We start from the raw sequence: 22,190 nt of genomic DNA, 5'->3' as shown, positions 1-22,190 counted from the left end.
CTGGAGGTGTTTGCGGGCGGCAGCGCCCGAGGTGCCGGCCTTACTTCACCGGAAGGCCGGCGGCGTGCGCGCAGATCTCGCCATAGCGTTCGGCCACACCGGCCGGGTCGAGTTCGCCGCCGGCCCGGTACCACTGCGAGACGCCCGTGCAGATCGTCGTGATCGCTCGTGAGGCGTCCTGCGGGAACTCCGTGGTGAAGCTGCCGTCGGCAACGCACTCCTCGACAACCGCGTCGAGGAGTTTCTGCTGCCGGTCGCGAGCAGCGATATGAGCATCCCGGTGCTGATCCTTCAGCGCTCGGATCTCGCTGAAGGCGATGAAGGCGAGATCGGACTGGTGCGCGTGGAAGAGCAGCAGGCATTCGATGAGTCGGTCGAAGCGTGCGGTCGGCTCCTGCCCGCCGTCGGCGAGTGCCGCGACGCTGCGCTGCCACAGATCCTCCATCGCCAGACGGTCGATCTCGGCGAGAATCGCATGCTTCGACGCGAAGTGGTGATAGAGGCCGGGCACTGACAGCCCGGCTGCGCCGGCCAGCTGGCGGATGCTCGTGCCGTGGAATCCGCCCGTGACGAAGCTGTCGAGAGCGGCCTGGAGGATCGGCGAGAGCAGCGGGGCATCGTAGTCCCGCCAATCGATCATGGGTGCATTGCTCACGAGTTGTCCCTGCCTGCTCCGTCTCACTGTCTTCTCATCCCTAATCTACGGCCATTCGTGCCCCGCGGTTTCATTCGACCCCCGAAGCGTTCCTCCATTTCTGAGTTCGATCGCTTTTCTGCCCGAACGGTTGACAGTCAGGCCCGGCCACCCTTGCGCCCGGTCATCGTGTGACCTACGATACAGAACTAACCGAGCGAGCGCTCGGTCGGCCGAAGCGGAGATGCTCCGGTCCCGACACGATGAGGGGCGACAGTCAGATGGCAGCCGACAGAACTTCCACCACCACGCAGCATGTGTGGACGCGGCTCTACCCTGCCGGAGTCGGTGAGATGCCGGAGATCCACGACGCATCCACGGCCCATGCGTGGAACGCCCGTGTCGAGGCGGCCCCAAGTCAGATTGCCGTGACCTACCGTGGCCGCAGGTTCACCGCCGCCGACATCGACCGTGAAGCCGAGGCGCTCGCCGCCGGGTTCCTCTCCCGCGGCCTGCAGAAGTCGAATATCGTCGGCATCTACCTCCAGAACGTCCCGCAGTTCGCCGTGGCACTGCTTGCGGCCTGGAAGATCGGCGTCGTCCCCCTCGTCCTCAACCCCATGTACCGCGGCCGCGAACTGCGCGCGCTCATCGACGACTCGGCCGCCTCGGCGCTCATCTGCGACGAAGCAGACCTCGGCCAGGTTCGTGAGACCCTCACCGGCGGCTCCCTGACCTGGGTGCTCATCACCGATGACGACGAATACGATCGGGACCCCTCCGACCTCACCGGCGACGCCCAGACCGCAGCTGTCCGTGAGTCAGAAACCACTCCCGCCGAGGCGACCCCCGCCGAGTCCGGGATCGCCGTTTATTCGTGGGGTCCCTTCCTCGCCTCCAAGCGCACCGACGCGCCCGATCACCGCACCGAACTGCTGCCGGGCCTCGACGACGCCGCCCTGCTCACCTACACATCGGGCACGACCGGGCCGGCCAAAGGCGCCGTCGGCACCCACCGCAATGTTCTCGCCGTGGCCCGGTCGTACGGAGATTGGCTGAACCTCGACGAAGGCGACGTCATGCTCGCCATCGCCCCGCTCTTCCACATCACCGGAGCCGTCGCCTGCGCGGCGACCTCGCTGATCTTCCCGATCACGCTCGACTTCATCGGCCGCGTGAACGCGGACAAGATCGTCGCCGCCATCCGTGATGACAAGGTCACCGTGACCATCGGCTCGATCACCGTCTACAACGCACTGCTCGAACACGAGTCCGCCACAGCCGAGGACCTGCAGAGCATTCGCTACCTCTATTCCGGTGGAGCCCCCGTGCCGCCGGCCACGGTCGAGCGTTTCCGGAACCGGTTCGGCCACTACATCCACAACATCTACGGGATGACCGAAACCGCCTCCGCGGTCATCGGAGTCCCGCCGAACACGGAGGCGCCCGTCGACCCGGCCACGGACACCCTGGCCATCGGCGTGCCGTTCCCCGGACTCGAAGCCCGCATCGTCGACATCGCCGACGGGACCGTCATCACCGATTCCAGCGCCGGCGAACTCGAGTTGCGCGGGCCTCAGATCACGCCCGGCTACCTCGGCAAGCCCGAAGCCAACGAGGCGGCCTTCGACGAGGGCTGGTTGCGCACCGGCGATGTCGGAGTCATGGACGCAGCCGGCTGGATCTATCTCGTCGATCGGATCAAGGACCAGATCAACGCCTCCGGCTACAAGGTGTGGCCGCGCGAGGTCGAAGACGTCCTCTATGAACACCCGGCCGTGCTCGAAGCCGCCGTCGTCGGCCAGCCCGACGACTACCGTGGCGAGACCGTCGTCGCCTACGTCTCCCTGCGCACCGGCCAAGACGTCAGCGCCGAGGAGCTCATCGCCTTCGCGAAAGAACGCCTCGCAGCGTACAAGTACCCGCGCACCGTCCACGTCATGTCAGACCTGCCGAAGACGCATACCGGAAAGATCCAACGCAGGCTGCTGCGAGACTCCGGAAGAGAAGCAGCGTCAGATAGATAGGCACCACTGACCGGCAACCATTCAAGACAGGAGAGACATTGAGCGAATCAACGAACGGACGCCGTTTCGAAGGGCAGGTCGCCCTCGTGACGGGATCGAGTCGCGGCATCGGACTCGGCATCGCCAAGCGGCTGCAAGTCGAAGGGGCGACCGTCGTCCTCACCGCCCGCAAGCCCGCACCGCTTGCCGAGACTGTCGCAGAATTCCCCGACGGCACCGTGATCGGCATCGCGGGAAAGGCCGATGACTCGGCTCACCGGGCCGAGGTGTTCGACACGATCGCCGAGAAGTTCGGCCGCCTCGACGTCCTCGTCACGAACGTCGGCATCAACCCGGTCTACGGTGACACTATCGACATCGAGCTCGATGCCGCCCGCAAGATCCTCGAGGTCAACGTTCTCGGCACTCTGGCCTGGATCCAGGGGGCCGTCCATCACGAGGGACTGAAGTTCCGGGAGAACAAGGGTCGGATCCTGTCCATCTCCTCGGTCGCCGGCCAGAATCCGAGCAAGGGCATCGGCCTCTACGGCGTCTCGAAGGCCGCCGTGGCCCACCTCGTGAAGACCCTTGCCGTCGAACTCGGACCCGATATCCGCGTCAACGGAATTGCCCCTGCCGTCGTCAAGACCCGCTTCGCCACCGCGCTATACGAAGGCAGAGAAGCCGAAGTCACCGCCGCCTATCCGGCCGGCCGGCTCGGCACTCCCGAGGACATCGGCGCAGCTGCGGCCTACCTCACGTCGTCCGACTCCGACTGGATCACCGCCCAGATCCTCACCGCCGACGGCGGACTCATCACAGCAGGAGGCACAGCATGAGCCACATTCCAGCAGACGTCGAAGAGCTGCGCCAGCGCACCCGCACCTTCATCCGCGACGTCGTCATACCCGCCGAACCTCATCCCGGGGACTACCTCGACGAAGGGGTTCTGACCGACCTCAAGGCCAAAGCCAAGGAGGCCGGAGTCTTCGCTCCACACGTGCCTGCCGAGTGGGGCGGCCAGGGCGTGCCGATCGAGTTCTGGTCCCCGGTGTTCCAGGAGGCAGGCTACTCGCCGATCGGGCCCGCCGTGCTCAATTGCATGGCACCCGATGAGGGCAATATGCACATGCTCGCCCAGATCGCCACGCGGGAGCAGAAGGAGCGGTTCCTCGCCCCGCTGGCCGCCGGCGACGTCCGCTCCTCCTTCGCCATGACCGAACCACATCCAGGCACCGGCTCCGACCCGTCGGCGCTGGCGACCCGCGCGGTCAAGGACGGTGACGAGTGGGTCATCACCGGTGACAAGCGCTTCATCTCCGGAGCTGAGCTGTGCAGCTTCTTCGTCGTCATGGCCGCCACCGACGCCGAGGAGTCGGCCGCTGCGACCGAGGGCTCGGGTTCCGCACAGGCGAAGATGGGCCAGGCGGCCACGATGTTCCTCGTGCCAAAGGACACCCCGGGTGTCAGCGTCGGGCGGCCGATCCACACCGTCGATCGCACGATCGCCGGCGGCCATCCCTACGTCCACTTCGACGATGTTCGCGTCCCCACCTCGGCGATCCTCGGCGAACCCGGCAAGGGATTCGCCTACGCCCAGGTTCGCCTGGCACCCGCCCGCCTCACGCACTGCATGCGGTGGCTGGGACTGGCCCGCCGGGCGCTGGACACGGCTCTCGACCGTGCCGAACATCGCGAGGCATTCGGCGACGTCCTCGCACGTCAGGGCCTCGCGCAGGAGCTCATCGCGCAGTCGGTCATCGACATCGAAACCTCTGACGCGATGATCACGAAGACCTCCGAAGTGCTCGCCACCGACGCGAAGGAAGCGAACTCCAGATCTTCGATCGCGAAGGTCTACTGCTCCGAAGCCGTCTACCGTGTCATCGATCGGGCCATCCAGCTCACCGGCGGAGACGGCGTCTCCGACCAGCTGCCACTCGTCCAGTACCTCAACGACGTCCGTCCGTTCCGCATCTACGACGGCGCCACCGAGACGCACAAGTTCGCGATCTCCCGTCGTGCCTCATCGAAGCGGCGCAAGGAAGTCGCCGCGGGAGCTCCCCGCCTCGACATCGTGAGGGAGGCGCGTTGACCGAGAAGCTCATCGACGTCGTCGACACCGCGGCCGAGGCGCAGGCACTGTCCGTACCGCCGTTGCTCATCGTCGACGTCCTCACCGACTACCTCGACACGCATGGCCTCGGGTCCGGTCCCGTCCGCTGGGATCGCATCGGCGAGGGCCAGTCGAACGTCACCTTCCGGATCCGGCGTGATGACCTCGATGTGGTGCTGCGCCGCGGACCGCGCCCGCCGATCCCGAAATCGACTCACGACATGGTCCGGGAGGCGAAGATCCAGAAGGTCCTCGGCGCTCAGGGAGTGGCCGTGCCCACGATCCTCCACGTCTGCGAGGACGAATCGGTCCTCGGCGTGCCGTTCTACATCATGGATTTCGTGCCGGGCACCGTCGTCACCGACACACTGCCCGATTTCCTCGCCGAGGCGGCCGACCGTCGAGCTCTCAGCGAAGCCCTCGTCGACCGCCTCGTCGACCTCCACTCGGTCGACGTCGCAGTTCCCGAGGTGGCCGCGCTCGGTCGTCCGGACGGGTACCTGGAGCGCCAGGTGAAGTTGTTCGCCTCCCTCTGGGGGAAGAACACTCAGCGGTCGCTGCCCCAGGTCAGCCGCCTCGGTGAGTGGTTGGCTGCGAGCATTCCGGCCACTCAGCGGCACGCGGTCGTCCATGGCGACTACCGTGCCGGCAACGCGATGATCGCGTCCTCGACGCCGGTCGAGGTCGCAGCGATCCTCGACTGGGAGATGTCGACCCTCGGCGATCCGCTCGCCGACCTCGGCTACTTCCTCGTCACCTACACCGACCGCGAGAATCCGCGCACGGTCATGGACCTCACCCCGGTCACTGCGGGGGAGGGGTTCCTCACCCGTTCCGACCTCGCCGAGCGCTACCAGCAGAAGACGGGCCTCGACCTGTCCGTATTGCCTTGGTACGAGGCCTTCGCGCTGTGGAAGGCCGCGATCTTCAGCGAAGCCATCTACACCAGATGGCTCAACGGAGAGGCGCCGTCGGCCGGTAACTTCACCGGCAGCCTCGAGACCGGGGTCCCCGAACTCATCGCAGCCGCCGAAGCCGTCGCCTCCACCGTCGTGTGACGGCGAGCGAGATAGGAGTATCCGCACCACCGAACACCACCACAGAGATATACAGCATCACCACCTCCAATGAAGCAGTGGAAAGGAAGCCATGACCGATACGATCGCAGAGACAAAGGTGCCTCTGCAGCTGAAACGGCGATCCGTCGTCGCGAGCACCATCGGCAATATCCTCGAATGGTACGAGTGGAGCGCCTACGCGGTGTTCACGCCCTTCATCGCCGCCGCGATGTTCAACAGCGAGGACACAGTCTCCTCCGTCCTCGCGACCCTCGGCGTCTTCGCCGTCGGGTTCCTCATGAGACCCCTGGGCGGCATCGTGTTCGGGAAGATCGCCGATGTGAAGGGGCGCAAGTTCGTTCTCATCGTCACGATGCTCATCATGGCAGGCGGTTCGTTCCTCATCGCCGTCCTGCCGACCTATGGTCAGATCGGCGTCTTCGCCTCACTCATCCTCCTTCTCATCCGAGTGGCACAGGGCTTCGCCCACGGAGGGGAGTCGGCAACGGCGAACTCCTATATCGCTGAGATCGCTCCGGCTCACAAGCGCGGTTTCTGGGGCTCAATCGTCTTCGTCGCCATCTTCGGCGGTTCGGTCGTCGCTTACACGATTGGGGGCGTGATCACGAACGTCTTCTCCGAGGCGGCAGTTTCCGACTGGGCATGGAGGATTCCGTTCGCGCTCGGCGGTCTGCTCGCGCTCGTCGCGCTGTGGATGCGGCGCGGAATGGTCGAAAGCGATGTCTTCGAAGCCGATGAAGCGGAAGAAGTTGTCGACCCGACCCCGCTGGATCGCGGCCGCGTGGCCCGTGCGATCGTCCTCGTCGTGCTCATGACCTCCGGTATCACCGCGGCTCACTACACCTGGACGTCGTACGCGTCGACCTTGGCGATCACCGAGCGCGGTATGGATGCGCAGACCGCTTACTGGGCGACCGTCGGTGCGCAGATCATCGCACTCGCGTCGCTGCCCTTCTGGGGATTCCTCTCCGACCGGATCGGTCGTCGGCCGGTGCTCATCGGCTTCGGAGTGCTCATGGCGATCCTGCAGTATCCGCTCATGGGCATGATCACGGACACCGGCTGGACGTTGTTCGTTGCGTCGACGCTGGCACTGCTCGTGGTCTCGATGGCAGGAGCCTTGTTGTCGGCAGTCCTGTCCGAGGCCTTCCCGACGAAGGTCCGCACCCAGGGAATCGGCTTCGCCTACTCGGTCTCTGTGGCTGTGTTCGGCGGAACGGCACCATATCTCAATGGACTGTTCAACTCGCTCGACCTCAGCTGGCTCTCCAGCGGCTGGGTGGTCCTGCTCTGCTTGGCAACGATCGTCGCCGTGGTCAAGCTGCCCGAGACCAAGGGCAAGGACCTCAACGCGATCTGAACATCGCGGCGGGACCGCAGCGCCGCCTCGGCGAATCTAGGTCGCTAACGGGCTTCGGCGCCCGAATCTAGGTCGCTATCGGATACTTCTGAGCAAGGAAAGTATCCGATAGCGACCTATTTCTGCATTGGAGTCACAGAGGATCTGCCTTGGGGAGCTGGTCCTCGCGGCGGTTGGAAGAGTGGCCACAGCGAGGGGGCCAGCAGGGGGTTTGTCGGGGGTGATTTCATTCACTAGAATCGGAGGCGCAGTCTCAGCCGGGGGCTTCAGAGGCCCAACTGGTTCTGCACATAACTTCATACGCCGCTAAGACAAGACGTGGGAGAGCTGCCGCAGTCGGGCCGAATCGAGCCGGACTTCCGGGCAGCGCCGTAGGTGCAATTCCCTCCCCGGGAAACTCTCAGGCCCAGTACCACCGATTGCAGGCATATCTGAAGGACGCGAGTTCGCCGCACACGTGCGGTGCGACCACACATCCGACAGATCGGGGAGGACACTCAGCGATCGCTGCGTCCTCCAATTCGGTGGGCGCGACACCGACCCAAGGACGGCAATTGACCAGTTCACTCGCCCATACGACGCAGGCAACAGGGGACACCGCACGCCCCTTCTCCGACCGCCATATCGGCCCCCGCGCCGACGACGTGCAGGCCATGCTCGCCGAACTCGGCTATGACTCCCTGGAAGCGCTCTCTTCCGCTGCCGTCCCGGAATCCATCCAGAACGAAGAGCTCAACCTGCCCGCCGGGCGCTCCGAATTCGATGTGCTGAACGACCTGCGCGACCTCGCCGACCAGAACGTCATGCGCACCCAGCTCATCGGCCAGGGCTACTACGACACGATCACCCCGGCCGTCATCCGCCGCAACCTCGTCGAGAACCCCGCCTGGTACACCGCCTACACCCCGTACCAGCCCGAGATCTCCCAGGGCCGGCTCGAAGCGCTGCTGAACTTCCAGCAGGTCGTCCAGGACCTCACCGGCCTCGACATCGCCAATGCCTCCCTCCTCGATGAGGCCACCGCCGTCGCCGAGGCGGTCCTGCTCATGCGTCGAGCCGTGAAGAAGGGGACAACCGTCGTCCTCGACTCCGAACTCCACCCGCAGACCATCGCCGTCGTCCGCGCCCGGGCGAAGGCTATGGACTTCCGCGTCACCGTCGCCGACCTCGCCGAGGGCCTCGTCGGCGAAGACATCTTCGGCATCGTCTGCGCCCAGCCCGGCACCACCGGAGCCATCCGCGACTTCACCGAAGCCGTCGACGGAGCACACGACCGCGGTGCGCTCGTCACCTTCGACGCCGACCTGCTGGCCCTGACTCTGCTCAAGGACTGCGCCTCCCAGGGTGCGGACATCGCCGTCGGCTCGGCCCAGCGCTTCGGTGTGCCCCTGTTCTTCGGCGGCCCCCACGCCGGCTTCATGGCCGTGAAGTCCGGACTCCAGCGCCAGCTGCCCGGCCGCCTCGTCGGAGTGTCCAAGGACGCCCAGGGCAAGCCTGGCTACCGCCTGGCCCTGCAGACTCGCGAACAGCACATCCGCCGCCAGAAGGCGACATCGAACATCTGCACCGCGCAGGCCCTGCTCGCCAACGTCGCCTCGATGTACGCCGTTTACCACGGCCCGGTCGGCCTGACCCGCATCGCCTCCCGCGTCCACCGCCTCGCCCACGCGTTCGCAGGTGCCGCGGACACCGCCCCCGGCGCCGAGGTGCTCACCTGGGAATTCTTCGACACCGTGGCCCTGCGCGTGGCCGATGCCGAAGCCGCCCGCTACGTCGCCGACCAGGCCGGATACAACATCCGCGTCATCGACAACACCACTGTCGGCGTCTCCTTCGGCGAACCCCACACCGTCGCCGATGCCAACGGCCTGCTCGAGGCCCTCGGCATCCTTGCCCGGGTCGACGCGGACGACTTCGAAGCCGCCTCGGCGGGAACCTTCGGAGCCAACGCCGTGCCGGAACCCGCATTCGCGGCGTCGTTCCACCGGGACACCGAATTCCTCACCCACCCCGTCTTCAGCGCCCACGGCTCCGAGACCTCGATGATGCGCTACCTGCGCACCCTGGCCGACCGTGACCTCGCACTCGACCGGACGATGATTCCGCTGGGTTCGTGCACGATGAAGCTCAACGCCGCCGCCGAGATGGAACCCATCACCTGGCCGGAATTCGCCTCCATCCACCCCTTCGCCCCCGTCGAACAGACCAAAGGTTGGCGCGCGCTCATCGGTCGCCTCGAGGACTCCCTCGTCGAGGTCACCGGCTACGACCGTGTGTCCCTGCAGCCCAACGCCGGCTCGCAGGGTGAGCTGGCCGGACTGCTCGCCATCCGCGCCTACCATGTGGCCAATGGGGACGATGCCCGCACCGTCGTACTCATCCCGCAGTCCGCGCACGGCACGAACGCCGCCTCCGCGGTGCTCGCCGGACTCCAGGTGCAGGTCGTCGCGACGGCCGATGACGGCTCCGTGGACATGGGCGACCTCGATGCGAAGATCGCCAAGCACGAAGGCAAGATCGCCGGCATCATGATCACTTACCCGTCGACCCACGGAGTCTTCGAACTGCAGATCCGCGAGGTCTGCGACAAGGTCCATGCCGCCGGCGGGCAGGTCTACGTCGACGGTGCGAACCTCAACGCCATGGTCGGACTCGCCAAGCCCGGCGAATTCGGCGGCGACGTCTCCCATCTCAACCTGCACAAGACCTTCTGCATCCCCCACGGAGGAGGCGGCCCTGGAGTCGGCCCTGTGGCGGTTCGCGAACACCTCGCTCCGTACCTGCCCGGCGATGCCACGCTGCCGGAGCTCGTCGCCGGTGACCCGGATGCCAAGGAGCTGCCGATCTCCGCATCGATGTTCGGCTCCGCAGGAGTCCTGCCCATCAGCTTCGCCTACCTCGAACTCATGGGTGCCGAAGGACTGCGCGAAGCCTCGCGCTCGGCTCTGCTCGGTGCGAACTACCTGGCGAAGAAGCTCGGCGACGTCTACCCGATCCTCTACTCGGGTGAGAACGGACTCGTCGGCCACGAAACGATCCTCGACCTCCGCGCGATCACCTCGGCGACGGGCGTCACCGCCGAAGATGTCTGCAAGCGCCTCGTCGACTTCGGCTTCCACGCCCCGACCCTGGCCTTCCCGGTGCCCGGCACCCTCATGGTCGAACCCACCGAATCCGAGGACAAGGACGAGCTCGACCGCTTCATCGAGGCCATGCGCACCATCCGCGCCGAGATCGACGAGATCGGCAAGTCGTATACCTACGAAGAGTCGCCGCTGGCCCTCGCGCCGCACCCGGCGACCGCGGTGATGGACGACTGGGACGGCAAGTACAGCCGCGAGACCGCGGTGTTCCCCGTTCCCGGGCTGCGCCTCACGAAGTACTTCCCGCCGGTCAGCCGCATCGACGGAGCCTACGGCGACCGCAACCTGGTGTGCTCCTGCCCGCCGCCAGAGGCCTTCGAAGAGTTCGAGGAAGAGGACAAGTGATGACCGATAAGACCGCGAACACCCCCAAAGAGACCCCGCTGCACAGCATCCACGCCGAGCTCGGTGCCTCGTTCACCGACTTCGGCGGCTGGGACATGCCGCTGAAGTACGGTTCGGAACTCGCCGAACACCGTGCCGTGCGTGAGGCCGCAGGCCTCTTCGACCTCTCCCACATGGGAGAGGTGCGTATCAGCGGAACCGACGCCGCAGCCTTCCTCGACTACGCGCTCGTCGCGAAGTACTCGAAGATGAAGATCGGCAAGGCCAAGTACGGAGTCATCGTCAACGAGTCAGGCGGCCTGCTCGACGACCTCATCACCTACCGCATCGGCGACGAAGAGTTCCTCATCGTCCCCAACGCCTCGAACACGCCCACCGTGGTCGCCGCGCTCAAGGAACGCGTGCACCAGTTCGTGCAGACCGTCGCACCCGGCTCCGATGTGCACCTGACAGACGAATCCGACGCCACCGCGCTCATCGCAGTGCAGGGACCGAACTCGGAGGCGATCATCCTGCGCGCCCTCGACGAGTCCGGCCACGGCGAATTCGGACCCCGCACCGGCGCCGGTGACCAGGCGAAGGCCCAGGTCACCGACGATGCCAACGGGGGAGCCACCTCGGCGGGGGATGCGAAGATCACCATCGGTCAGGCGGTGCGCGAACTCAAGTACTACGCGTGGATGCCGCTGACGATCGCCGGGATCGACCTTATGCTCGCCCGCACCGGATACACCGGTGAGGACGGGTTCGAGCTCTACGTCCCCAACATCGGCGCCTCCCGCCTGTGGAACACGCTCGTGACTTCGGGTGCGGACTACGGACTCGTTCCCTGCGGTCTGGCTGCACGCGATTCGCTGCGTCTCGAAGCCGGAATGCCGCTCTTCGGCAACGAACTCGATCAGAACACCACCCCGTACGATGCGGGAATGGGCCGGATGATCGGGTTCAACACGAAGGATGACTTCTTCGCCCGTGAGGCGCTGGCGAAGCTCGGAGAGACCGAACCGCCGCGCGTGCTCGTCGGCCTGAGCTCGGAGGGACGCCGTGCCGCCCGTTCCGGTGCCGCCGTGTCGATCGACGGCGCTGAGGTCGGCACCGTCACCTCCGGTCAGCCTTCGCCGACGCTCGGCCACCCGATCGCCTTGGCCTACATCGATCGGGACCGCGCCGAGGTGGGCACCGCCGTGACCGTGGACATCCGCGGCAAGGCACACGACTTCACCGTCACACAGCTGCCGTTCTACAAGCGCCAGGCCGACTGAAGCTCTCACCCACAATTCATCCTGGTGGGGCCGGCGACTCGTAGACTGGTCCCACCTGGCACAACAACGTCGTGACCGCCCCTTCCGGCGGCAGTCACAGTAAGGAAGACATATGGCACAGCTGCCCCCGCTCCCGCAGAACTTCACCTACTCCGCCGAACACGAATGGGTCGACGGCGCTGCCGATGAGCTCGTCGGCAAGACCGTCAAGGTCGGCATCACCGCCGTCGCCGCCGATGCCCTCGGCGAGGTCGTCTACGTCGACCTGCCAGCGGTCGGCGACACCGTCACCGCAGGTGAGACCTGCGGTGAGGTCGAATCCACGAAGTCTGTGTCCGACCTCTACACCCCGGTCACCGGCGAGGTCGTCACCATCAACGAGGCGGCCGTGGACTCACCCGGACTGCTCAACTCCGACCCCTACGGTGAGGGCTGGCTGTTCGAGGTCGCCGTGACCGAGGTCGGCGAAGTCATGGACGCCGCCGGCTACGCCGAGGCGAACTCCCTCTGAGCCTCATCCTCCGGGCGGAGGATATAAACCCTGAAGCGGGGTCGGTCGAGGTCGGTGCCGACACATCGTCGGCATCGGCTCGCCATGCACGTGAGTGCACGGCTGTTCGGTCGGCCCCGTCGTCATCTCATCAGAAACGAAGTGATTGCCATGCCATTGAGTGTCTTCGACCTCTTCACGGTCGGCATCGGACCGTCGAGCTCCCACACCGTCGGACCGATGCGTGCCGGCGCGAGCTTCATCGACCTCCTTAGCGATTCGCTGAGCTCCGTGGCGGATCTGCGCGTCGACGTGTTCGGTTCCCTGGCTGCCACCGGCGCCGGTCACGGGACCTTCGACGCCATCCTCATCGGTCTCGAGGGTTGCCGCCCCGATCTCATCGAAGCCAACGAACTCACCGCCCGGCGGACACGGATGTCCGAGACCGGGACGATCATCCTCGGCGACTCGACCGGCAACGGCGTCGAACTCAAGTTCACCGAGGATGACATGGTCAAACGACCGCTGACCGTCCTCCCGCGCCATACGAACGCCATGACCGTGACCGCCTACGACGCTGCCGGGGAGACTCTCGCCGAGGAGACCTATTACTCCGTCGGCGGCGGATTCGTGACTTCGGAGACCGAATTCCTCGAGAAAGAGAAGACCGCCGAGGATGGTGCAGCTGCCGACGGCGGCGGTGCAGGCGCGGGTGTCGAGTTCGCGGTCGCGGATTCTGTCGTCGACGCCGAACTCGAGTCCTACGACGAAGAGCTGCCCTACCCCTTCCACTCCGGAGTCGAGCTGCTTCAGCGCTGCCGCGAGAACGATCTGTCCATCGCCGAGATCATGCACGCCAACGAACTGTCGATGCGCGACGAGGATGAGATCCGGCACGGACTGCTCCACATCTACTCGGTGATGGAGGAATGCGCTTCGGCGTCCCTGGACCGCTCCGGTTATCTGCCCGGAGGGCTCAAGGTCCGCCGCCGCGCACACGACTGGTACCTCAAACTCAAGGCCGAGGACCCCGGCCGGGATCCCGGCTACTACCTCGAATGGGTCAACCTCATCGCGATGGCCGTGAACGAGGAGAACGCCTCGGGAGGCCGCGTCGTCACCGCGCCGACGAATGGGGCGGCCGGCATCATCCCCGCCGTGCTGCACTATGCGCTCAACTACGTCCCCGCAGTCAAGGAAGGCGGCGAGTCCGCGAAGCATCGAGCCATCGTCGACTTCCTGCTCACCGCGGCAGCCATCGGAGTCCTCTACAAGGAGCGGGCGTCGATCTCCGGCGCCGAGGTGGGCTGTCAGGGAGAGGTCGGATCCGCCTCGTCGATGGCCGCCGGGGGACTGGCCGCCGTGATGGGCGGAACACCCGAACAGGTGGAGAACGCTGCCGAGATCGCGATGGAGCACAACCTCGGCCTGACCTGCGACCCGATCTCCGGACTCGTGCAGGTCCCCTGCATCGAACGCAATGCGATCGCCGCCGGCAAGGCCATCAACGCCTCCCGCATGGCGCTGTGGGGCGATGGCCAGCACCGGGTCAGCCTCGACGAGGTGATCGAGACGATGCGTCAGACCGGCGCGGACATGTCCTCGAAGTACAAGGAGACGGCGATGGGCGGCCTCGCCGTCAACGTCGTCGAGTGCTGAGGTCAGTGCGTCTGAGGTTCGGAGCCAGTCAAGCGGCGCTCACCTGAGTCGCGGCCTCTCGAGCCGGCTTTGCGCACTCATCTACTTCCGTACCTCTGCAGCGGCCTGAAGCAGCGGGGAGAAAGAGTTAAGTGTGCGAAGAATGCCGAAAATCGGCCTCAAGGCGACATTCTTCGCACACTTAACTCGTGTCGGCGGCGGCAGGCGCGCAGCATCCGGCTGATGGCGGCGCTGCGCGAACACCTTCGCGCCTGCGCGAACTACCTCGCAGCCGCCTCGAACCCGCCCGCAGAGCCTCAGACGGCAACCTCGGGCAACAGGACACCTTGCTATCCAAATTCAAGCGAAGTGACATGGAACACGTGGAACCCTTGTTCCAACTCCAGTCAAATGTAACGAAACGATAACGAACCTCTGGCGCGGTATGAGCGCGAAGGAGCGCCCCGTCACATCCCAGAGATGCCATGGGGAAAGCCGGGTCCGTTACATGTCGGTAGCTCGGGAGGATCGTTGCGGAAGTACCCCGGAATCGGCACTTTCGAGGTTGACGCTCGATCTCAGCCCGTTAGGTTTGTTGGCGTGATTAACGCACTCGCTGAACCGAAGACGCAAATCGACGTCCGGACTCCAGAACTGGAGGACGGACAACATCTATGGCGGCTCGCGAAAGACACAGCCGTGCTCGACCTGAACTCCTCGTACTCGTACCTGCTGTGGTGCCGCGACTTCGCGGACACCTCGGTGATCGCACGAATCGACGGAGAACCCGCCGGCTTCATCACCGGGTACACCCGTCCGGAGAATCCGGACACCCTGATGATCTGGCAGGTCGCCGTCAACGAGAACTTCCGTGGACACGGACTCGCATCGACCATGCTCCATGAACTGGCCGACCGGACCGGCGCTCTCCGCATGGAGACGACGATCACCGACGACAATGCGGCGTCCAACCGCCTGTTCCAGGCGTTCGCTGAGAAGCGCGGCGCCGGATTCGACCGTCGCCCGCTGTTCACCCGGGACCTCTACCCGGACGGCCACGACACCGAGTACCTCTACGAGATCGCACCCCTATAACGAGCCTCACCCCGGCGCCGCGCGGCCCCCTGTTCCAAGGGCGTGGACGCGCCAGGTGCCAGGAGGCGGAAGAGATCGCTCGCACTGAGCGGCAGTGGCCACCGCCTCGGCGACTGCATCCGATGCAGACGCAGAACTTAAAGAAGTCGAAAGGACTTAAGTCATGACTGAAAGCGCTAAGCCCACACCCACTGACAAGCCCGACATCTTCGAAACTCGCGAGTCTGCCGTGCGCAGCTACTGCCGTTCCTGGCCCGCGACCTTCGCCCGTTCGCAGGGCGCAAAGCAGTGGGACGAGGACGGCAACGAGTACCTCGACTTCTTCTCCGGAGCCGGTGCCCTCAACTACGGCCACAACAACCCGGCCGTGATGGGCCCGCTCATCGAGTACCTGCAATCGGGCGCCGTTCTGCACTCGATGGATATGAAGACCCCGGCCAAGCGTGAGTTCCTGCAGACCTTCCAGGACCTCATCCTCAAGCCGCGCGGGCTCGACTACTCCGTCATGTTCCCCGGGCCGACGGGAACCAACACCGTCGAGGCGGCTCTCAAGCTCGCTCGCAAGGTGACCGGCCGTCAGCACATGCTCTCGTTCACCAACGCGTTCCACGGCATGACGCTGGGATCGCTGTCGGTGACCGGCAACTCGATGAAGCGCGAAGGCGCAGGCATCCCGCTGACCAACAGCTCGAAGATCCCGTACGACGACTACTTCGACGGAGAGGTCCCGGATTTCCTGTGGCTGGAGAAGGTCCTCGAGGACTCCGGCTCGGGCGTTGATAAGCCCGCCGCTGTCATCGTCGAGACCGTGCAGGGCGAGGGCGGACTGCGTGCCGCTCGCGCCGAATGGCTGCGCGCACTGTCCGACCTGTGCAAGAAGCACGACATCCTCCTCATCGTCGATGACGTGCAGGCAGGCTGCGGCCGTACCGGTTCGTTCTTCAGCTTCGAAGAGGCTGGTATCGAGCCCGACATCGTCTGCCTGTCGAAGTCGATCTCCGGTTCGGGTCTGCCGCTGGCGCTGACCCTGTTCCGTCCCGAGCTCGACGTCTGGGAGCCCGGCGAGCACAACGGCACCTTCCGCGGAAACAACCCCGCGTTCGTGACCGCGACCGCCGCCATCAAGACCTTCTGGGCCGACAACGAGTTCCAGAACCAGCTCGCCGACACCATTGCCGAGCTGCACCAGCGCCTCGACACGATCGTCGAAAAGGCCGAAGGCGCTTCGATCCGCGGACGGGGCCTGCTGGCCGGCGTCTGCTTCGAGGACCTCGAGGTGGCCGAGAAGGTTGCCGCCTATGCCTTCGAGAACGGTCTCCTGCTCGAGACCTCGGGCGCCGATGACGAAGTCATCAAGATCATGCCCCCGCTGACGATCGACTCGCGCGATCTGCAGGCGGGCCTGGACATCATCGAGGCCGGAGTGCTCAAGTTCGCTCCCGCCGCTGCGAAGGCCGCACTGGCCTGACCCACCTCTGCCGGGCCGGCGTCGCAACTGTGGCGCCGGCCCGAGCTTTGGGCGGATTCGAGCTCACCTGTTCGATCGCCCAACCGGGCCGACGGTAGCCGTTGAAGTGAGACGGAGACCCGCGGTCCACCCTGAACACTTTCACCGACCTTCTGCGAAAGGACCACAGATGTACGTAGTCAACCGCGATGACCTCAACGACACCAACCGCGATGTGAAGTCCGAGACCTGGCGCTCACGCCGAATGGTGCTCGGCAAGGAACGCGTCGGATTTTCGTTCCACGACACCGTGATCTACGCCGGAACCACCTCGACGTTCCACTACCAGAATCACGTCGAAGCCGTGTACTGCGTGCAGGGCAAGGGGACGCTGACCGACGAGGAGACCGGCAAGGTCTACCCGCTCCACGACGGCGTCATGTATCTGCTTGACGGAAATGAGAAGCACACCGTCGTGGCCGAGGAAGAGCTGCGCATGGCCTGCGTGTTCAATCCGCCGGTCACCGGCCGTGAGGTCCACGACGAGAACGGCGTGTACCCGCTCATCCTCGAGGATGAAGCGGCACCCGCGAACTGAATCAGTTCCCCTCGCCGAGGCGGCCCGAGCATTGCGCTCGGGCCGCCTTTTTCGTGTGGTTGAGTTGTGCGCTTGGACGGCAAAGTTGAGCCGAAGCCGGTCGCACTGCAGGTGTGATAATCTTCGGTCATACAACTTTCAAGCTTCGTGACTTCTCGTTGCCGACTGCACATTCGTTGACTCCGACTCAGGCATCCTCTTTCATCCCATCTTCAGTTGGAGTCTCCATGAAGTTCCTCAAGCGCGCCCTCGTCGCGTCCGTTGCCGCTCTTGCTCTCGCCATCGGTCCTGCCGTTTCCACCGAGGCGGCGAGTTCATCATTCGACGTCACAAAGCTCTGGGGAGACAGCGTCGTTGTGTCCGACTGGAACTGCAAATATACAAACGTCTACATGAAGCATAAGAAGTCCAGGATTGATGACTGGGACGTTGACACTGATGTCCGGGGTCGTCACGGCTGGGCCGATACTGCGTGGTTCTCGGACTACAGCGGCTCCAAGAAGGATCGGATCATGATCTGCCCATCTTCAGATGGCCTGGGTAAGTACACCCTCGGACCTTCAGAAGTTCGGGCATATTACTACGGTGGCTCAAGCTATAACGGCTACGGCGAAGTCGAGCGTGCCGACTACACGAAGGGCTCCTTCTACGTCCGTGGCAAGTCCTACGCTTCGCTTTCTACAAAGCGCAAGGGAAGCACGGTCACGCTGACTTCGTCGTCGAAGGTCTATCACCCGGAGCACTACGGGAAGATCAACTACAACCCGAAGGTGAAGTTCCAGGTCAAGTCCGGCAGCAAATGGAAGACCCTGAAGACGGTCACCGCGAAGAAGGGCAAGGCCGTCTACAAGGTGAAGTCGAAGAGCAAGAAGACCTACCGCGTCACCTTCGGCCAGGTCAGCTGGGCAACCGGAGCGACCTCGAAGTCGGTCAAGCGCTGAGCAGTCCCCAATACGAAAGGCGCCTTCGGTACAATCCCGTGAACGGGAATCGTGCCGAAGGCGCCCTTTGTTTGTGCGGCCAGTGGCGGCAGCCTCACTCGTTGTCGGAGCGAACCTTCTTGCCGCGGTCATGCCAGAACTTCGTTGTGGTCACCTCGTCGGTGCCGTCCCAGGCATCGACTTCGGTGTTGATGCGCCGATAAGTCGGCAGATCGCCGCGTCGGAACACCGGTTCGAAGCCGGCTTTGCGCTGCTGCTGGTAGTTCTTCAGCAACGAGAACACCAGCGGCGAGAGCATCAGCAGAGCGAAGAGGTTGATGAGAGCCATGATCGCCATGAAGATATCGGCCGCGGTCCACACCAGGTCGAGGGCCGCGATCGCTCCGATGAACACCGAGACCATGACGATGACCTGATACACGCGCAGCGCGACGCGGTTCGTCGTCAGGTGCTCGATATTCGCTTCGCCGTAGTAGTAGTTGCCGAGGATCGACGAGAACGCGAAGAGGAAGATAGCCAGCGTGAGGAAGTGGATCGCCCACTGTCCGAGCTGACCGCTCAGCGCCGTCTGCGTGAGCTGGATGCCCTCGGCAGAGCTGCCGTACTCCGGATTCGACAGCAGGATGATGAACGCGGTGATCGAGCAGACGAGGATCGTATCGAAGTACACGCCCAGCGCCTGCACGAAGCCCTGCTTGGCCGGGTGCGACGCCGAGGCGGTCGCTGCCGCGTTCGGCACCGAACCGATACCGGCCTCATTGGAGAACAGGCCGCGCTGAACACCGATGAGCATGATCGATCCCAGCGTTCCGCCGGCGATCGAATCCATGCTGAACGCGTCGGTGACGATCGTGGCGATCATCGACGGCACGGCACCGATGTTCATCACCACGACGATGATGCCGACGATGAGGTAGAGGCCGGCCATGATCGGCACCAGGTACGCCGAGATGTTCGAGATGCGCTTGGCGCCGCCGGCGAAGATCGCGAAGGCGGCGACAGCGATGATCGCACCGGCCACGGCAGCGAAGACGCCGTCCGAACTCTCGACTCCGAAGGAGGCCCCGACGGCGTCGACAATGGAGTTCGACTGCACCGAGTTGAACACGATGCCGTAGGTGATGGCGACGATCACGGCGAAGACCAGTCCGAGCCACTTCATGTTCAGCCCGTGCTTGATGTAGTACGCCGGGCCGCCGCGGAAGTTCGGGCCGTCCTTGAGCTTGTACAGCTGTCCGAGAGCCGATTCGGCGAAGGCCGTGGCACCGCCGACGATGGCCGTCAGCCACATCCAGAACATCGCACCCGGTCCACCGAGCGAGATCGCCAAAGCGACACCGGCGATGTTCGCCGTTCCCACCCGCGAGGCCGCGGAGATCGAGAAGGCGCGGAACGGCGAGATGTTCCGGTTGCCCTCGGAATCCCGTCCGCCCGGCTCCACCAGGGTGCGGAACATCTCGGGCAGCAGGCGGACCTGCACCGCTCCCGTGCGGATGGTGAAATACAGACCAGTGGGGATGAGAACAGCCACGAGGATGTACGACGATACGGTGCTGACACTGTCGAAAGCACTCTGGAGCATCTCCATCGAACTGCGCCTCCTTCGGCAATTGTGCTGGAGAGGATCGGAGGTGCGGAACGCGAGGACTCCGTCCGTGGTTACTCCCAGTCTGCCACCTCCGTCTCTGCAGCTGTGGCAGTGGCCCCTGCTTGAAGGTCACCGTCGGCCTGCGGCCGAGTCAGCATCGGCCCAGGCGACGGCCAGTGTCGACACCGTCAGGATTCATGTCCCGTCCACTCGCGCATCACCCGGAACTTGCTCGGGCCCCCTAGTCTGGGCGGCCTAGTACTCATCGTTCGGCCTCCGCGCAGCAGTTGGATCCGGCGCCCGAACGCCACCCGCAGTCTCCGTGGAGGAGTTCTGAAATGCCCATCACCCTCGCCACCCCCACCTCCGATCACTCGCCCCGCGACCTCAGCGCCGGCGCGGCCGGCACCGTGATCGACCCCGCCCGCGTTCGGGTCCCGCCCCTGGTCATCGCACACCGAGGTGCGTCCGCCGATTGGCCGGAGAACACGATCCCCGCGTTCATCGCCGGCATCGACCAGGGCGCAGACATGATCGAAACCGACGTCCACATGAGCGCCGACGGTGAGCTCGTGATCATGCACGACACCACCGTCGATCGCACCACCGACGCCCGCACCCTGTACCCGAATCGTCAAGACCGCAGCATCGCCGGCATGAACGCCGCCCAGATCGCCACACTCGACGCCGGAAGCTGGAAGGGCGAGGAATTCGCCGGTGTCCGCGTGCCCCGCCTCGCCGAGGTGCTCACCCTCGCACACGACACCCGCACCGGCCTGCTGCTCGAGGTCAAGCACCCCGAGCTCTATCCCGGAATCGCCGAGGCGGTCCTGTCCGCCCTGCGCACCTTGCCGAACTATCTCGACCGGGCTTTGGCCGCCGGTATGCTCGTCGTCCAGTCCGCGAACTGGGCATTCGTCGAAGAGTTCCACGCGCTCGCCCCGGAGATCCCGGTCGGCGTGCTCGGCCGACCCTGCCCGGACGAGCTCCAGGACTTCGCCGACTGGGTCGACCAGGTCAACCCCGAATTCTGCGCGGCCGACGAACACTTCCTCACCGCCATCCACGAGCTCGGAATGACCAGCTTGGTGTGGACCGTCGACGATCTCGGCGAGATGGAACGAGCCATCGACGTCGGCGCCGACGGCATCATCACCAACGCTCCCGACCGCCTCGTCGAGGTCGTCGAAGCTCTCTAGCGGAGGCTCAATAGGCCCCGCGTCGGCTCAGGCGTGGACGGGCCGACGGATGATGCGGCCGCGGGACATGACGAAGTCGACGTCACCGGTGGCCGAGATATCGGTGAGCGGATCGCCGGGCATAGCGACGATATCGGCACAGGCGCCGGTGCGCAGCCGTCCGAGGTCCTCACGCTGGAGCATCCGCGCGGCGGTCGAGGTTGCGGCCTTGAGCGCACGCAGCGGGGATAGTCCGGCGTCGACGAGGGCGACGAATTCCTTGACCCCGTGGTCGAAGGGGAACATTCCGCAGTCGGTGCCGAACACCACCTCGGCGTCGCCTGAGGCGACGAGCCGCTGGGAGGCCAGGATCTGTTCGGAATCGCGGGAGAACTTCCAGACCGCCTGATCGGGCAGGGTGCCGTCATTCAGCTGCTGGAGGTCTTCTTGGGTCATCTGCATCGTGGGCACGATGAACACCCCCGCCTCGGCGGCCATGGCCACGCCCTCTTCGTCGATGAGGTACGCGTGCTCGAGGCTTCGGACTCCGGCGCGGATGGCCTGCTTGCAGGCATCGGCGGCTCCGGTGTGCACGGCCACGGGCATGCCCAGTTGGGCGGCGGTGGCGCACAGGGCTTCCATTTCGTCGTCGAACCAGGTGCACACGGCGGGGTCGTCGCCGGGGCTGAAGTAGCCGCCGGCGTTGACCGTCTTGATCCAGTCCGAGCCGATGGCGTGTTCGCGGCGGACGGCGGCACGGATCTCGGCACGATCATCGGCCTTGGCGGAGACGGGGATGTCCCAGCGGGTGGGGTAGAAGCCGCCGATGTCGCCGTGTCCGCCGGTCGGGGAGATGATGTGGGCGGCCGCGAGGATCCGGGGTCCGGTGACGAGGTCGGAGTCGATGGCGTTGCGCAGGTCGAGCGTCGGGGTCTCGGGGTCCATCGCGCCCAGGTCGCGCACCGTGGTGAACCCCGATTCGAGGTAGCCCTGGGCGATGGACAGCCCGGTCAGGGCTTTCGTCGCGGTCGATCCGAGCGTCTGCATCGGCAGGTGAGATGCGTCCATGGTCAGGTGGACGTGAGTGTCGATGAAGCCTGGCGAGACGGTCCGGTCGCTCAGGTCGACGACCTCGGCGTCGGTGGGGTGATCGACAGCGGGGCCGATGTCCGTGATGAGTCCGTCTTCGACGAGGATCTCCTGGTTATCGAGGAGCTCGCCGGATTCGCCGTCGAAGAGTTTTCCGCACTTGAGCACTGACGCAGTCATG

At 65.1% G+C, this 22,190-nt stretch carries 17 protein-coding genes and 1 riboswitch; of the genes, 14 read left to right on the top strand and 3 right to left on the bottom strand.

The genetic code is table 11. The annotated features are described in order from the left end of the window. Nucleotides 1–40: 40 nt before the first annotated feature. On the bottom strand, nucleotides 41–655 hold the full coding sequence (locus tag HIM68_RS11745) for a TetR/AcrR family transcriptional regulator (RefSeq protein ID WP_367647518.1): 615 nt from the start codon (nucleotides 653–655) through the stop codon (nucleotides 41–43). A 260-nt stretch (nucleotides 656–915) separates the two neighbouring features. Between HIM68_RS11745 and HIM68_RS11740 the strand changes: the two genes are divergently transcribed. The 13 genes from HIM68_RS11740 (at nucleotide 916) to HIM68_RS11680 (ending at nucleotide 18,154) form a co-directional block, all read left to right on the top strand. After that, on the top strand, nucleotides 916–2,661 hold the full coding sequence (locus tag HIM68_RS11740) for a class I adenylate-forming enzyme family protein (RefSeq protein ID WP_172172389.1): 1,746 nt from the start codon (nucleotides 916–918) through the stop codon (nucleotides 2,659–2,661). Between the two features lie 38 nt (nucleotides 2,662–2,699). Further along, entirely contained in the window at nucleotides 2,700–3,479 is a 780-nt protein-coding gene (locus HIM68_RS11735; RefSeq protein ID WP_172172387.1) for an SDR family oxidoreductase, read from the top strand. Continuing rightward, the gene (locus tag HIM68_RS11730; RefSeq protein ID WP_172172386.1) at nucleotides 3,476–4,735 is read left to right on the top strand and encodes an acyl-CoA dehydrogenase family protein; all 1,260 of its coding nucleotides are present in this window, start codon (nucleotides 3,476–3,478) and stop codon (nucleotides 4,733–4,735) included. Before HIM68_RS11735 ends, HIM68_RS11730 begins: the two co-directional genes overlap by 4 nt. Next, complete coding sequence (locus HIM68_RS11725; RefSeq protein WP_172172384.1) at nucleotides 4,732–5,814, top strand: phosphotransferase family protein; 1,083 nt, start codon at nucleotides 4,732–4,734, stop codon at nucleotides 5,812–5,814. The genes HIM68_RS11730 and HIM68_RS11725 overlap by 4 nt, the downstream gene beginning before the upstream one ends. 91 nt (nucleotides 5,815–5,905) lie before the next feature. Continuing rightward, nucleotides 5,906–7,195 carry an MFS transporter gene (locus HIM68_RS11720; RefSeq protein ID WP_139470402.1) on the top strand — a complete coding sequence of 430 codons (1,290 nt, stop codon included), beginning with the start codon at nucleotides 5,906–5,908 and terminating at the stop codon, nucleotides 7,193–7,195. A 309-nt stretch (nucleotides 7,196–7,504) separates the two neighbouring features. After that, nucleotides 7,505–7,620: riboswitch (glycine riboswitch) on the top strand. A gap of 129 nt (nucleotides 7,621–7,749) precedes the next feature. Then, nucleotides 7,750–10,683, top strand: coding sequence for an aminomethyl-transferring glycine dehydrogenase (gene gcvP, locus HIM68_RS11715; RefSeq protein ID WP_172172382.1), 2,934 nt, complete (start codon nucleotides 7,750–7,752; stop codon nucleotides 10,681–10,683). Beyond that, nucleotides 10,683–11,945: a glycine cleavage system aminomethyltransferase GcvT gene (locus HIM68_RS11710; protein ID WP_172172380.1), complete on the top strand. Its 1,263-nt coding sequence runs from the start codon at nucleotides 10,683–10,685 to the stop codon at nucleotides 11,943–11,945. The genes gcvP and HIM68_RS11710 overlap by 1 nt, the downstream gene beginning before the upstream one ends. Nucleotides 11,946–12,057: 112 nt before the next feature. Continuing rightward, nucleotides 12,058–12,456, top strand: a complete 399-nt coding sequence (gene gcvH, locus HIM68_RS11705; RefSeq protein ID WP_172172378.1) for a glycine cleavage system protein GcvH — start codon at nucleotides 12,058–12,060, stop codon at nucleotides 12,454–12,456. A 150-nt stretch (nucleotides 12,457–12,606) separates the two neighbouring features. Further along, nucleotides 12,607–14,094 carry an L-serine ammonia-lyase gene (locus HIM68_RS11700; RefSeq protein WP_172172376.1) on the top strand — a complete coding sequence of 496 codons (1,488 nt, stop codon included), beginning with the start codon at nucleotides 12,607–12,609 and terminating at the stop codon, nucleotides 14,092–14,094. Between the two features lie 678 nt (nucleotides 14,095–14,772). Continuing rightward, complete coding sequence (gene ectA / locus HIM68_RS11695; protein WP_367647517.1) at nucleotides 14,773–15,168, top strand: diaminobutyrate acetyltransferase; 396 nt, start codon at nucleotides 14,773–14,775, stop codon at nucleotides 15,166–15,168. A gap of 163 nt (nucleotides 15,169–15,331) precedes the next feature. After that, nucleotides 15,332–16,636, top strand: coding sequence for a diaminobutyrate--2-oxoglutarate transaminase (ectB, locus tag HIM68_RS11690; protein WP_172172372.1), 1,305 nt, complete (start codon nucleotides 15,332–15,334; stop codon nucleotides 16,634–16,636). A 169-nt stretch (nucleotides 16,637–16,805) separates the two neighbouring features. After that, the gene (locus tag HIM68_RS11685; RefSeq protein ID WP_172172371.1) at nucleotides 16,806–17,213 is read left to right on the top strand and encodes an ectoine synthase; all 408 of its coding nucleotides are present in this window, start codon (nucleotides 16,806–16,808) and stop codon (nucleotides 17,211–17,213) included. A 227-nt stretch (nucleotides 17,214–17,440) separates the two neighbouring features. Next, nucleotides 17,441–18,154 carry a hypothetical protein gene (locus HIM68_RS11680; protein WP_172172369.1) on the top strand — a complete coding sequence of 238 codons (714 nt, stop codon included), beginning with the start codon at nucleotides 17,441–17,443 and terminating at the stop codon, nucleotides 18,152–18,154. Between the two features lie 94 nt (nucleotides 18,155–18,248). Here the strand turns inward: HIM68_RS11680 and HIM68_RS11675 are convergent, their stop codons facing one another. Then, nucleotides 18,249–19,742 (bottom strand): sodium:alanine symporter family protein, encoded by a 1,494-nt coding sequence (locus tag HIM68_RS11675; RefSeq protein WP_139470342.1) that lies wholly within the window; start codon nucleotides 19,740–19,742, stop codon nucleotides 18,249–18,251. 338 nt (nucleotides 19,743–20,080) lie between these two features. Between HIM68_RS11675 and HIM68_RS11670 the strand changes: the two genes are divergently transcribed. After that, nucleotides 20,081–20,941 carry a glycerophosphodiester phosphodiesterase family protein gene (locus HIM68_RS11670; RefSeq protein WP_172172367.1) on the top strand — a complete coding sequence of 287 codons (861 nt, stop codon included), beginning with the start codon at nucleotides 20,081–20,083 and terminating at the stop codon, nucleotides 20,939–20,941. 27 nt (nucleotides 20,942–20,968) lie between these two features. Here HIM68_RS11670 and HIM68_RS11665 read toward each other — a convergent pair whose 3' ends face one another. Continuing rightward, nucleotides 20,969–22,189 (bottom strand): amidohydrolase family protein, encoded by a 1,221-nt coding sequence (locus HIM68_RS11665; RefSeq protein WP_172172365.1) that lies wholly within the window; start codon nucleotides 22,187–22,189, stop codon nucleotides 20,969–20,971. Nucleotide 22,190 lies beyond the last annotated feature (1 nt).

The sequence above is a fragment of the Brevibacterium sp. CT2-23B genome (genome assembly GCF_013168765.1).
In the GTDB taxonomy this organism is placed as follows: Bacteria; Actinomycetota; Actinomycetes; order Actinomycetales; family Brevibacteriaceae; genus Brevibacterium; species Brevibacterium sediminis.
The sequence above is the reverse complement of the archived record's forward strand: the minus strand, read 5'-3'. Positions and strand labels throughout refer to the sequence as shown.

Bases quoted from the DNA above. Each gene is read 5' to 3' on its own strand.
- HIM68_RS11740 (WP_172172389.1), top strand. From the start codon at position 916: ATGGCAGCCGACAGAACTTCCACCACCACGCAGCATGTGTGGACGCGG.
- HIM68_RS11685 (WP_172172371.1), top strand. From the start codon at position 16,806: ATGTACGTAGTCAACCGCGATGACCTCAACGACACCAACCGCGATGTG.
- HIM68_RS11670 (WP_172172367.1), top strand. From the start codon at position 20,081: ATGCCCATCACCCTCGCCACCCCCACCTCCGATCACTCGCCCCGCGAC.
- HIM68_RS11710 (WP_172172380.1), top strand. From the start codon at position 10,683: ATGACCGATAAGACCGCGAACACCCCCAAAGAGACCCCGCTGCACAGC.
- HIM68_RS11665 (WP_172172365.1), bottom strand. From the start codon at position 22,189: ATGACTGCGTCAGTGCTCAAGTGCGGAAAACTCTTCGACGGCGAATCC.
- HIM68_RS11700 (WP_172172376.1), top strand. From the start codon at position 12,607: ATGCCATTGAGTGTCTTCGACCTCTTCACGGTCGGCATCGGACCGTCG.
- ectB (WP_172172372.1), top strand. From the start codon at position 15,332: ATGACTGAAAGCGCTAAGCCCACACCCACTGACAAGCCCGACATCTTC.
- HIM68_RS11720 (WP_139470402.1), top strand. From the start codon at position 5,906: ATGACCGATACGATCGCAGAGACAAAGGTGCCTCTGCAGCTGAAACGG.
- gcvH (WP_172172378.1), top strand. From the start codon at position 12,058: ATGGCACAGCTGCCCCCGCTCCCGCAGAACTTCACCTACTCCGCCGAA.
- HIM68_RS11730 (WP_172172386.1), top strand. From the start codon at position 3,476: ATGAGCCACATTCCAGCAGACGTCGAAGAGCTGCGCCAGCGCACCCGC.
- HIM68_RS11675 (WP_139470342.1), bottom strand. From the start codon at position 19,742: ATGGAGATGCTCCAGAGTGCTTTCGACAGTGTCAGCACCGTATCGTCG.
- HIM68_RS11680 (WP_172172369.1), top strand. From the start codon at position 17,441: ATGAAGTTCCTCAAGCGCGCCCTCGTCGCGTCCGTTGCCGCTCTTGCT.